Below are 12,317 nucleotides of genomic sequence, written 5' to 3' on the forward strand. Positions count from 1 at the left end.
GAAGCCCGTCATGTCGACAACCTCTGCCCGCGCCTCGCGCCCCGCGTCGTTGGCCGCCTGGTACAGCGCCGCCTCCGACTGGGCGCGCACCGACGGCCTCACGTGGACCTACCTTTTCAAGGCGCTCGCTGCGTGCTTTCTCGCGCTCGGCATCGCGATGAAACTCGACCTGCCGCAGCCGCGCACGGCCATGACCACCGTCTTCATCGTGATGCAGCCGCAAAGCGGCATGGTGTTCGCGAAGAGCTTCTACCGGATCTGCGGCACGCTTGTCGGCCTCGTCGTGATGCTCGCGTTGATCGGGCTGTTCGCGCAGCAGCCGGAGCTGTTCATCGCGACCACGGCGATCTGGGTCGGCATCTGCACCGCCGGCGCCGCGCGCAACCGCAACTTCAGGTCTTACGGCTTCGTGCTGGCCGGCTACACCGCCGCACTGATCGGCATTCCCGCCTCGCAACATCCGGACGGCGCGTTTCTCGCCGCGCTCACGCGCGTCGCGGAGGTCGTGCTCGGCATCGTCTGCGCGGGCGCCGTGAGCGGCCTCGTATTTCCACAGTTCGCCGGCCTGCAGATGCGCGGCGCCGTGCGCGCGCGTTTCTCCGCGTTTGTCGACTACGTGTCGGCGTCGCTGGCCGGCCGCAACGACCGCGCGCAGATCGAGGCGACCAATGCGCGCTTCGTCGCGGACATCGTCGGCTTCGAGGCAGCGCGCAGCGTCGCGGTGTTCGAAGGCCCGGATTCGCGGATGCGCGGCGGCCGCCTCGCACGCCTGAACAGCGAGTTCATGACCGCGTCGACGCGCTTTCACGCGCTGCATCAGCTGATGAACCGCTTGCGCGAGGCCGGCACGCACGGCGCGGCGATCGCCATCGACGCGCTCGAACCTTACTTCAGGGAAATCGCGCCCTTGCTCGCGAAGTCCGGTGAGCCGGTGCTGAGCGCCGCCGATGCCGCGCACGCCGCCGCCCAGCTCGACGCGTACAAGACCGAGCTGCCGCGCCGCGTGCGCGCCACGCGCGCCGCGCTCGAGGTACATCCCGATGCGCCGCTGCTCGACTTCGATACGGGCGCGGAACTGCTGTACCGCTTTATCGACGATCTGCATGCCTACGCCGCCACGTATGCGTCGCTCGCGGTGGACACGCATGAGCGCGAGCGCTGGGTCGAGCGCTACGAGCCGAAGACGAACGCTATCGCGGCCGGCGTCGCCGGTCTGCGCGCGGCGCTCGTGATGATGGTGCTCGGCGCGTTCTGGATCGCCACCGCGTGGCCGAGCGGCTCGACGCTCACGCTGAACGCGGCGGCGGTGTGCGCGCTGGCATCGTCGTCGCCGGATCCGAAACGTACCGTGTTCCAGATGGCCGGCGGCACGCTCGCCGCCTCGGCGATGGGCCTGCTCGCGGTCTACGGCGTGTTCCCGCGCATCGACGGATTTGCGCTGCTGTGCGCCACGCTCGCGCCGTTCCTGCTGCTCGGCGTGTTCATGACGACGCGGCCCGCGCTGGCCGGCTACGGCGTCGGCTATTGCATTTTCTTCTGCTTCCTGGCCGGCCCGGACAACGTGGTCCACTACGACCCGAGCAGCTTTATCAACGACGCCATGGCGCTCGTGCTGTCCATGCTGGTGTCCTCCGTCGCGTTCGCCGTGCTGCTGCCGCCGTCCACGCCGTGGCTGCGCAACCGGCTGCTCGCCGACCTGCGCCGTCAGGTCGTGCTCGCGAGCCGGGCGCGTCTCGCCCGCGTGCGTTCGCGGTTCGAAAGCGGCGCTCGCGATCTGATGTTCCAGATCAACGCTCTCGCGCAGGACGATCCGGCGGCGCGGCGCGACACGTTGCGCTGGCTCTTCTCGGTGCTCGAAGTGGGCAACGCGGTGATCGACCTGCGCCGCGAAGTCGCCGCGCTGCCCGCCGAGGCGCGCTACGCGAACACGATGGCGTGGCGCATGTCGCTGCGCGCCATGTGCGACGCGCTGAGCGCGCTCTTCGAGCGCCCGCGTGCGGAGCGCCTCGACCGCGCGCTCGCCGCGACCGTCGACGCGATCAGTGCCGTGCAGTCCCTGCTTGCGGCATTCGCACCGCCGCGCGAGGAGCGCCATCAACTGCAGCGCATTCTGAGTCAGCTGCATTTCATCCGTACCGCGTTGCTCGATCCGCAGTCGCCGCTCGCGCCGTTGACGGCTGCGCGGGCCGACGCATCTGAAGGAGTGGCTCATGCCGCGTGACATTGCCGTTTTCGACGCCTACGTGCCCTCTATCGTGCTGCTGTTCGTCGCGGGCGCCGCGCTCACCTGGGTGCTGGATCGCGTGATCGCCTATACGGGCGTCTATCGCGTGGTGTGGCATCCGTCGCTTTTCCGGGCCAGCCTGCTCGTGTGCGTGTGCGGCCTGCTGGGACTTGCCGTTTATCGTTGATCAGAGCCGAAACATGACTATCCGAAATCTTATTGGCTTCGTTGCGACAGCCGTTATTTTTATCGTCGCGATCGTGTTGGGGCGCATGCTGTGGGTCCATTACATGGACGAACCGTGGACGCGTGACGCGCGCGTGCGCGCCGAAATAGTGAACGTTGCGCCGGACGTCTCGGGCGCCGTGGTCGATCTGCCGGTCAAAGACAATCAACTGGTGAAGAAAGGCGACCTGCTGATGCAGATCGATCCGTCGCACTACGAGATCGCCGTCGAGCAGGCGCAGGCCGCGGTGGCCGCGCGCAAGGCCGAGCTGCAGATGAAGCGCGACGACGCGCGGCGGCGCGCGGACATGGATTCGCTCGTGGTGTCCAAAGAGAGCCAGGAGAATGCGGCGCACACGGCGTCGGCTGCCGAAGCGGCGTATCAGCAGGCGCTCGCCGCGCTCGACGCCGCGAAGCTCAACCTCGCGCGCACGCGCGTCGTCTCACCCGTCGACGGCTACGTGACCAACCTGAACGTGTTTCGCGGCGACTACGCGACGGCCGGCGCGGCGAAGCTCGCCATTGTCGACAGTCACTCGTTCTGGGTGTACGGCTACTTTGAGGAAACCAAGCTGCCGCACGTGCGTATCGGCGACAAGGCCGAAGTGCGCCTGATGAGCGGCGGCACGCTGCAAGGCCATGTGGAAAGCATCTCGCGCGGCATTTACGACCGCGACAATCCGCAAAGCCGCGAACTGCTCGCCGACGTCAACCCGACGTTCAACTGGGTCCGCCTCGCGCAGCGCGTGCCGGTGCGCGTGAAGATCGACTCGGTGCCCGACGGGGTCATGCTGGCGGCGGGCATTACCTGCACCGTGGTCGTCAAGGAGAGCTGAGGGAAGGCCGTGAGCGGGCCGTGAGCTGCCTGGAGCGGGCCGCGCGCACTCTCAAGATCGCGGCAGGCCGCGCGCCTGCCGCACCGTCTTTAGAGCCGGAACTTGCCCACCATCTGCTTGAGGCCATGCGCCTGATCGTCGAGCGATCTCGCCGCGGCGGTCGCCTGCTCGACAAGCGCCGCGTTCTGCTGCGTGCCCGAATCCATCTGCGCGACGGCCAGATTGATCTCCTCGATGCCCGCGCTCTGCTCCGACGAAGCCGCCGAAATCTCGCCCATGATGTCGGTCACACGCTTCACCGCCTTGACCACTTCGTCCATGGTCTGGCCGGCGTCCTGCGCGAGGGTCGAGCCGTTGCTCACGCGCTCCACCGACGTGCTGATCAGCCCCTTGATCTCCTTCGCGGCGGCGGCGCTGCGTTGCGCGAGGTTGCGCACTTCCGCGGCCACGATCGAAAAGCCGCGGCCTTCCTCGCCGGCCCGCGCCGCCTCGACCGCCGCATTCAGCGCCAGAATGTTGGTCTGGAACGCGATTCCCTCGATCACGCCGATGATGTCGCCGATGCTGCGCGCGCTCTCGTTGATCTCGTTCATCGTCGCGACGACGCGGCTCACCACCTCGCCGCCCTTCTCCGCGATCTCCGACGCGTTGTTGGCAAGCGTGCTCGCCTGCTTCGCGTTGTCCGCGTTCTGGCGGACTGTCGAGGTCAACTGCTCCATGCTGGTCGCGGTGCGCTCGAGCGCCATCGCCTGCTGCTCGGTGCGCTGCGAAAGATCGGCGTTGCCCATTGAAATTTCGCTCGATGCGGTCGCGATCGCGTCTGCACTCGACGCAATGTCCGACACCGTGGTCGCAAGACCGCTTTGCATATCGGAAAGCGCGTACAGCACGCTCGACTTGTCCTTACGCCCCAGCGTGATGTGATTCGACAGATCGCCCGCCGCGATCCGGCTCGCGATTTCCTTCGCGTAGGCCGGCTCGCCGCCCAGCTGGCGCGCGAGGCGCCGCACCACCCACTCGCTGATGGCGGCCGCGAGCACGATCAGCCCGATCGTCATCACCGCCAGCATCACGAACGACGAGTGGTAAATGAAGCCGGAGGCGTCGATGGTCGCCTTCGCCGCCGTGCCGCGCTCCGCGACCAGTTCGTCGACGAGTTTTTCGAGCTTGCCGGTTTCGACCAGCAGCGACACGTCCTGCGTGCCGACCTGCCAGTTCATTTGCGACAGGTCGAGCGGCTGCGCTTTCACGAGCGTGACGAAGTCCCGCAGATGGGTGCTCCAGGTGGTGACGGCGGCGGCAAACTTCTTCTGATTCTCGACGGCTTTCGCGTTCGATTTGTCGACGTACTGCTGCAGCGTGCCGAGCTCGGCGGCAAGGCCGTTCAAGCCCTTCTCGATGTCGGCGCCCAGTTCGTCGCGCTCCTTCGCGGTGGTCGCGGTCAACAGCATTTTTTGCGCGCGGCTCGCGCGCAGCATGTGGCCGCGGGCTTCCTCGGCGGCGCGGCTCGCGACGTGCCCTTGGTCGTAGATGGATTGCGCGGAGGCGTTCAGGCGGCTGATCTGCGTGAGCGAAAACACGCCGATGGCAAGCGTGCCGACCAGCAGCACCGCAAAAGCGAGGCGCAACATAGCCTTGACGGACAGGCCCTTGAGCCGCGCGACCCGCGCACGGCTACCCTTTCCCCGCGACGGCAACCTCCCCGCCGCTTCTGCGTCCGGAACGAACCCCGCGCTTTTCCGGCTGCCCAGCGAAACTGCTTTCATATTCCCCGTCCCCACGTTTAGAACCTGCCGCAAAGGTCAATTCCGGCATTGCTTCTTTTCCTTCCGGGTCTACGGCATCGGCGTCCGCGATCTTTAGTGTGGTTTGCCCCGGTGTTGCCCGTACCGACGATCGTGTATCACCCGGTCCTCGGCACGCCGCTTTGTGAGCGCGCGCCGCGCCCGTTTTATACATGGCCAAAAATCCGTCTGACTTATTTATTGGGACGCACCGCCGGGCCGAACGACCCATGTCCGATTCGCGACAAAACTTGTCCTTACAATTCAGCCGAGCCACATTACACTTCGACGGATAGCTGAGCACACGCGACGCCGCGTCGTTATGCCGCAACGACGCCGGTCAGCATGGCGACGCGCCGCCAGCCAGGGATTGCCCCGTCCTCTCTTCTAAAAAACGTATGGAAACCAGCCTCGATAAACGCGCACTTGCCAGCGCGTCAGCCCGTCCCGGCAGTACCGCGCCTGCCGCCGCCGCTTCGGCTGCCTCACCCTCGGGCGCGCAACCGGCCGCCACCGTGCAGCGCACCGTGTATTCGGTGCTCGGCGCGATCAGCTTTTCCCATTTGCTCAACGACATGATCCAGTCGTTGATTCTGGCCATTTACCCAATGCTGAAAGACAACTTCTCATTGTCGTTCGGACAGATCGGCCTGATCACGCTGACATATCAGATCACCGCGTCGCTGCTGCAGCCGCTCGTCGGCATTTACACCGACAGGCATCCGAAGCCGTACTCGCTACCCGTCGGCATGGGCTTTACGCTCGCCGGGCTGCTGCTGATGTCGATGGCGCCGAATTTCGGCGTGCTGCTGGTGGCCGCGGCGCTGGTCGGCTGCGGCTCGTCGGTGTTTCATCCGGAGTCGTCGCGCGTTGCACGCATGGCGTCCGGCGGCCGCCACGGACTCGCGCAGTCGCTGTTCCAGGTGGGCGGCAATGCCGGATCGTCGCTCGGGCCGCTGCTCGCCGCGCTGATCGTGATTCCGCACGGCCAGCGCAGCATCGCGTGGTTCTCGGTAGCGGCGCTCGTCGCGATGGTCGTGCTCACGCAGATCGGCCGCTGGTACAAGCAGCATCCGTCGGTGAAGAAGGCGCGCAGCCAGACCGCTCACGCGACGCTGTCGCGCAACCAGGTGATGTTCGCGATGGGCGTGCTGATCCTGCTAGTGTTTTCGAAGTACTTTTACCTCGCGAGCATTAACAGCTATTTCACGTTCTATCTGATCGACAAGTTCCATCTGCCGGTGCAGGCGGCGCAGGTGCATCTGTTCGTGTTCCTCGCCGCCGTGGCAGCGGGCACGGTGATCGGCGGTCCGGTGGGCGACAGGATCGGCCGCAAATATGTGATCTGGGTGTCGATTCTCGGCGTCGCGCCGTTCACGCTGCTGCTGCCCTACGCCAACCTGTTCTGGACGGGCGTGTTGACGGTGATTATCGGCGTGGTGCTGGCTTCGGCCTTCTCGGCGATTCTCGTCTATGCGCAGGAGCTGATTCCGGGCAAGGTCGGCATGGTCGCGGGGCTCTTTTTCGGCTTCGCGTTCGGGCTCGGCGGTATCGGCGCGGCGGTGCTCGGCGAACTCGCCGACGCGACCAGCATCGCGTATGTCTACAAGGTCTGCTCGTTCCTGCCGCTGCTCGGCGTGCTGACGGTGTTCCTTCCGGACGTGGAAGGCAAGCGCGCCAAGGCGTAAGCGGTTCGTCCTGAAGGCATGAGAAAAAGGCGCTGCGGCGCCTTTTTCTTTTGGCGCACTGGCGGACTGGCGCACTGGCGGGCGGCGGGGCGCGCCGCGTCGGCGTGCCGCGAACGGACGCCTGCATGCACAACGTCAGGCGAGGCGCCGCGTTTTGGGGCGGCCCGTCGACCCTCGCGGGCCGCTCGTCCCGTGCCGCTCATGGTGAACCCGCGTTGTCCGCCACGCGGCGCGTACTCTATGCTTCCTTGACATGGCTCGCGCCGCCGCCATCCGCGGCCGCGGTGCGCCGCGTCTTCCACGTTTGCTCACCCGCACCCGAAGGATCGCCGCCGATGACCCGCTACCGCGACTTCCACCGCCGTTCGATCGGCAACCCCGAGGCGTTCTGGCGCGACGAGGCGCGGCGCATCCATTGGGAAACGCCGTTCGAAACGGTGCTCGACCGCTCGAATCCGCCGTTCGCGCGCTGGTTTGTCGGCGGGCGCACGAACCTGTGCCATAACGCGGTGGACCGGCATCTGGCCGAGCGCGCGCAGCAGAACGCGCTCGTGTATGTGTCGACCGAAACGGGCATCGAGCGGCGCTACACTTACGCCGAACTGCACGCCGAGGTCAACCGGATGGCCGCGGTCATGCGCTCGCTCGGCGTGAAGCGCGGCGACGTGGTGCTCATCTATCTGCCGATGATCCCCGAAGCGCTCTTCGCGATGCTCGCGTGCGCGCGCCTCGGCGCGATTCACTCGGTCGTGTTCGGCGGGTTCGCGGCGCCGAACCTGGCCGCGCGCATCGACGACGCGAAGCCGGTGCTGATCGTGACCGCCGACGCCGGTGCGCGCGGCGGCAAGGTGATCGACTACACGCCGCTCGTCGACGAAGCGCTCGCGCGCGCGAGCCACAAGACGCCGCGCGTGCTGCTGATCGACCGGCAGCTCGCGCCGGAGCGCCTGAACGCGAGCTATCTGGTCGACTACGAGCCGCTGCGCGAACAGTTCTTCGACGCCCATGTGCCGTGCGAATGGCTCGAATCGAACGAGCCCTCCTACGTGCTCTACACGTCCGGCACGACCGGCAAGCCCAAGGGCGTGCAGCGCGACGTGGGCGGCTACGCGGTCGCGCTCGCGGCGTCGATGGAATATATCTTCGAGGGCAAGGCCGGCGACACGATGTTCACCGCGTCGGACGTCGGCTGGGTAGTCGGCCATAGCTACATCGTCTACGCGCCGTTGCTCGCGGGGCTCACCACCGTCATGTACGAAGGCACGCCGATCCGCCCCGACGGCGGCATTTGGTGGCGCCTTGTCGAACAGCATCGGATCAACCTGATGTTCACCGCGCCGACCGCGCTGCGCGTGCTGAAAAAGCAGGACCCGGCGCTGCTGAAGAAAGCCGACCTGTCGAGCCTGCGCACGCTGTTTCTGGCCGGCGAGCCGCTCGACGAGCCGACCGCCTCGTGGATCGCCGGCGCGCTCGGCAAACCGGTGATCGACAATTACTGGCAGACCGAAACCGGCTGGCCGATGCTCGCGATTCCGCGCGGCGTCGAAGCGCTGCCGACCAAGCTCGGTTCGCCAGGCGTGCCCTCGGCCGGTTTCTCTCTGACCTTGCGCAACGAGCTGACGGGCGACCCGTGCCCGCCCGGCGAGAAAGGCGTCCTGACGCTGAACTACCCGTTGCCGCCGGGTTGCATGTCCACGGTTTGGGGCGACGACCAGCGCTTTCTCAGCACCTACTGGTCGAGCATTCCGAACCACCAGGTGTATTCCACGTTCGACTGGGGCATTCAGGACGAAGACGGCTACGTGACGATCCTCGGGCGCACGGACGATGTGATCAACGTCGCGGGTCACCGGCTCGGCACACGCGAGATCGAGGAGGCGCTGTCGAGCCACCCGGCCGTGGCGGAAGTCGCCGTGGTGGGCGTGACCGACTCGCTGAAGGGTCAGGCGGCGATGGCCTTCGTGGTGTTGCGCGACGCGCAGGCCTACGCGGAGGGACACGCGCGCACGAAGCTGCAAGACGATCTCATGACGACGGTCGACCGCCAGCTCGGCGCGATTGCGCGGCCCTCGCGCGTGGTGATCGTCTCGATGCTGCCGAAGACGCGCTCCGGCAAATTGCTGCGCCGGGCCATCGCGGCGCTCGCGGAGGGACGCGAGCCGGGCGATCTGCCGACCATCGAGGATGCCTCGGCGTTGCAGCAGGTGCGCGAAGGCTTGCAGGGCTAGCGACCGCCGCTGCGTGCCTGAAGAAACCGCGTGAGAATCGCGTTCGAATACGCCGCCGCGATCTCCGTCAAAAACGAAACGAACGAAGCCGGCGCGTGGTCGTCGGCGGTATCGGAGATGGTACGCACCACCGCGCACGGCACGCCGTACTCGTGACAGACCTGGGCGATCGCCGCGCCTTCCATCTCGACGGCGAGCGCATCGGGCAAGGCTTCGCGCAGCGCCTCTACGCCCGCCGAGCTCGCCACGAACTGATCGCCGCTGATGATCAGCCCGCAATGCACCTGCGGCTCGCGCGTGCCGAACCGTGCCGCCGAGGCCGCGCCCTCTTCCGCGACGAACCGCTCGCACGCTTGGGCAAGTTGCGCGGCGAGCGCCGCGTCCGCTGCAAAACGCGACATGCCGAGCAACGGCACTTCGAAGCGCGGAAAGAGCGGCGACGCGTCGAGATCGTGTTGCAAGAGCGCATTCGCCACGACGATGTCGCCGACCCGGACCTGCTTGCCGACACCGCCCGCGACACCGGTGAACACCACCGCTTCGACGTCGAAGGCATGAATCAGCGCGCTGACCGTGGCCGCCGCCGCGACCTTGCCCACGCGCGCGAGCGTGACGACGCACGGCGCGCCGTGCACGGTGCCGACGTGATAATCGCGCCGGCCATGCGTGACGGTGCGCACGCCGGACTCCGCGCGCATTGCTTCGATCAGGTCGCCGAGCTCCTGCGGCAAGGCCGCGAGAATGCCGAACGGTCTCTCGGGAACGCTCGCGGCGCTGCCTTGCGCGGCGTGCTCCTCGCTTCCGATGCCGGCCGCACCCGCGTTGCCCGCCGTGGTGGGCCCGACCGCGGCCGCCGCGCTTGCCACTGAATTTGCCGCCGAATTTGCCACTGAACTCGCCGCGGCATTTGCCACCCCACCTGCCGCCGAATCTGCATTCGCGCTCATTCGACCGCCTGCAATTTCGCGACCGCGAGCGCGAGCCATTTCTCGCCGTGGCGCTTGAATTTGACCTGCGCCTTGGCATCGGTGCCGCCGCCTTCGAGCGCAGTGATCGTGCCCTCGCCGAACTTGGTGTGGAACACCTGCTGGCCGACGCGGAAACCGGTTTCCGCCGCGCGCTGCTCGTTGGCGAAAGCCGGCAACGGCGCCGCCGGCGCCGAAGCCCCGCCGCCGTAGCCCTGCTGACGGTCGGGCCGCGCGAACCAGTCGCGCCCGTAGCCCGCGTTATCCGAGCGGCCGCCCCAGCGCGCGCCCGCCTCGACCTTCGGCGTGAGCCACTTGAGCGTTTCCTGCGGCAATTCGTCGAAGAAACGCGAGCGGATGTTGTAGCGCGTCTGGCCGTGCAGCATCCGGCTTTGCGCGAACGACAGGTACAGCCGTTCCTTCGCGCGCGTAATGGCCACATACATGAGACGGCGCTCTTCCTCGAGCCCGTCCGACTCCATCGCGCTGTTCTCGTGCGGGAAGAGCCCCTCTTCGAGGCCCGTGATGAACACAGCCGTGAATTCCAGACCCTTGGCCGCGTGCACCGTCATCAGCTGGACGGCTTCCTGGCCGGCTTGCGCCTGGTTGTCGCCCGCTTCGAGCGACGCGTGCGACAGGAAGCCGGCGAGCGGCGTCATGGTGTCCGGGTTTTGCGCCGGGTCCGCGATGCCGGGCGCGTCCAGCACGACGGTGTTGGGGTCGTCGGTGGCGACGGCCAGTTCCGGCGCGGCGGTCGCACCGGGGCGCAGCGGAATGGAGCGCGCGGGCGTGTCCATGCCGTAGCCCTCTTCGCTGACGAACGCCGCCGCTGCATTGACCAGTTCCTGCAAGTTCTCCAGCCGGTCCTGGCCTTCGCGCTCGTTCTGATAAAAATCGGCGAGGCCGCTTGCGCGCACCACGTATTCGACGGTTTCCGGCAGGCTCATCTGCTGCGTTTCCGCGCGCATCTTGCCGATCAGGTTGGCAAACGCCGACAGGCTCGACCCCGCTTTCCCGGCGACGTACGGAATCGCCGCGGCCATCGAGCAGTTGTAGAGCCGCGCGGCGTCGGCAAGCTGCTCAATGGAGCGCGCGCCGATGCCCCGCGTCGGAAAATTGACGACGCGCGCGAACGCCGTGTCGTCGTTCGGATTGTCGATCAGGCGCAGATAGGCGAGCGCGTGCTTCACTTCCTGACGCTCGAAAAAGCGCAAACCGCCATACACGCGGTACGCAATGCCCGCATTCACGAGCGTGTGCTCGATGGTGCGCGACTGCGCGTTGCTGCGATAGAGCACCGCGATTTCGCTGCGCGAGGTGCCGGTACTGATGAGCGCCTTGATTTCCTCGACGATCCAGCCGGCTTCCTGCGTGTCCGTGGCGGATTCGTAGACGCGCACCGGCTCGCCGTGGCCTGCGTCCGTGCGCAGATTCTTGCCGAGACGCCGCGAATTGTTCGCGATCAGCTGGTTGGCGGCGTCGAGAATATGGCCGTGCGAGCGGTAATTCTGTTCGAGCTTGATCAGATGCCGGACATTGAACTCGTGCTCGAAGTCGCGCATGTTGCCGACATTCGCGCCGCGGAACGCGTAAATGGACTGGTCGTCGTCGCCGACCGCGAAAATCGCGTTCGTCTGACCCGCGAGCAGCTTCAGCCACGCGTATTGCAGCTTGTTGGTGTCCTGAAACTCGTCGACGAGAATGTGCCTGAAGCGCGCCTGATAGTGCGCGCGCAACGGCGGATTGTGCGCGAGCAGTTCATAGCAGCGCAGCAGCAGCTCGGGGAAATCGACGACGCCTTCGCGCTGGCACTGCTGGTCGTAGGCTTCGTAGAGTTCGACGAATTTGCGGTTGAAATTGTCGGTGGCGTCGACGTCTTTCGGCCGCAGGCCCTGTTCCTTCGCGTTGTTGATGAAGTACTGGAGGTTTTTGGGCGGGTACTTTTCGTCGTCGATGTTCAGGCCCTTCATCAGACGCTTGATCGCGGAAAGTTGATCCGCGGTGTCGAGAATCTGGAACGTGGCGGGCAGACCGGCGTCGCGATGATGCGCGCGCAGCATGCGGTTGCACAGACCGTGGAAGGTGCCGATCCACATGCCGCGCGTGTCGATGGGCAACAGCGCCGAAAGGCGCGACATCATTTCGCGCGCGGCCTTGTTGGTGAAGGTCACGGCCAGAATGGTGGCAGGCGACGCAAGGCCATGCTGGATGAGCCACGCGATGCGCGTGATGAGTACGCGGGTTTTGCCGCTGCCCGCGCCGGCGAGAATCAGCGCGGGCTCGTTGGGGAGCGTGACGGCGGCGTGTTGTTCGGGGTTGAGATTGGCTAGCAGGTCGGGCATTTTTTCGGAGGGACGGCGGGGTGTT

Annotated in this window: 8 protein-coding genes; 5 read left to right on the forward strand and 3 right to left on the reverse strand. The window is 66.5% G+C overall.

All coding sequences use genetic code 11. The features are described from left to right. Positions 1 to 10: 10 nt before the first annotated feature. The 3 genes from HV711_RS15030 to HV711_RS15040 are packed head-to-tail and all read left to right on the forward strand — an operon-like array spanning position 11 to position 3,285. Positions 11 to 2,221 carry an FUSC family protein gene (locus HV711_RS15030; RefSeq protein ID WP_035481360.1) on the forward strand — a complete coding sequence of 737 codons (2,211 nt, stop codon included), beginning with the start codon at positions 11 to 13 and terminating at the stop codon, positions 2,219 to 2,221. Further along, positions 2,211 to 2,411, forward strand: a complete 201-nt coding sequence (locus tag HV711_RS15035) for a DUF1656 domain-containing protein (RefSeq protein WP_035481358.1) — start codon at positions 2,211 to 2,213, stop codon at positions 2,409 to 2,411. Before HV711_RS15030 ends, HV711_RS15035 begins: the two co-directional genes overlap by 11 nt. 13 nt (positions 2,412 to 2,424) lie before the next feature. Next, on the forward strand, positions 2,425 to 3,285 hold the full coding sequence (locus HV711_RS15040) for an efflux RND transporter periplasmic adaptor subunit (protein WP_013589059.1): 861 nt from the start codon (positions 2,425 to 2,427) through the stop codon (positions 3,283 to 3,285). An 89-nt stretch (positions 3,286 to 3,374) separates the two neighbouring features. Here HV711_RS15040 and HV711_RS15045 read toward each other — a convergent pair whose 3' ends face one another. After that, positions 3,375 to 5,051, reverse strand: a complete 1,677-nt coding sequence (locus HV711_RS15045; RefSeq protein ID WP_035481356.1) for a methyl-accepting chemotaxis protein — start codon at positions 5,049 to 5,051, stop codon at positions 3,375 to 3,377. Positions 5,052 to 5,467: 416 nt separating this feature from the next. On the opposite strand from HV711_RS15045, the gene HV711_RS15050 reads away from it, so the two are divergent. Together HV711_RS15050 and HV711_RS15055 are read left to right on the forward strand one after the other, a co-directional pair. Beyond that, a complete protein-coding gene (locus HV711_RS15050; RefSeq protein ID WP_035481354.1) occupies positions 5,468 to 6,757 on the forward strand; it encodes an MFS transporter in 1,290 nt (429 codons plus the stop codon). A 335-nt stretch (positions 6,758 to 7,092) separates the two neighbouring features. Continuing rightward, positions 7,093 to 8,985 carry a propionate--CoA ligase gene (locus tag HV711_RS15055; RefSeq protein ID WP_013589062.1) on the forward strand — a complete coding sequence of 631 codons (1,893 nt, stop codon included), beginning with the start codon at positions 7,093 to 7,095 and terminating at the stop codon, positions 8,983 to 8,985. On the opposite strand, the gene HV711_RS15060 is transcribed toward HV711_RS15055, so the two are convergent. Both HV711_RS15060 and HV711_RS15065 read right to left on the reverse strand, forming a co-directional pair. After that, on the reverse strand, positions 8,982 to 9,932 hold the full coding sequence (locus tag HV711_RS15060) for a 5'-methylthioadenosine/adenosylhomocysteine nucleosidase (RefSeq protein ID WP_035481352.1): 951 nt from the start codon (positions 9,930 to 9,932) through the stop codon (positions 8,982 to 8,984). The genes HV711_RS15055 and HV711_RS15060 overlap by 4 nt on opposite strands. Then, on the reverse strand, positions 9,929 to 12,292 hold the full coding sequence (locus HV711_RS15065) for a UvrD-helicase domain-containing protein (RefSeq protein WP_035481350.1): 2,364 nt from the start codon (positions 12,290 to 12,292) through the stop codon (positions 9,929 to 9,931). Before HV711_RS15065 ends, HV711_RS15060 begins: the two co-directional genes overlap by 4 nt. Between the last annotated feature and the right edge of the window lie 25 nt (positions 12,293 to 12,317).

The sequence above is a fragment of the Paraburkholderia phenoliruptrix genome (genome assembly GCF_902859825.1).
Classification (GTDB): domain Bacteria; phylum Pseudomonadota; class Gammaproteobacteria; order Burkholderiales; family Burkholderiaceae; genus Paraburkholderia; species Paraburkholderia phenoliruptrix.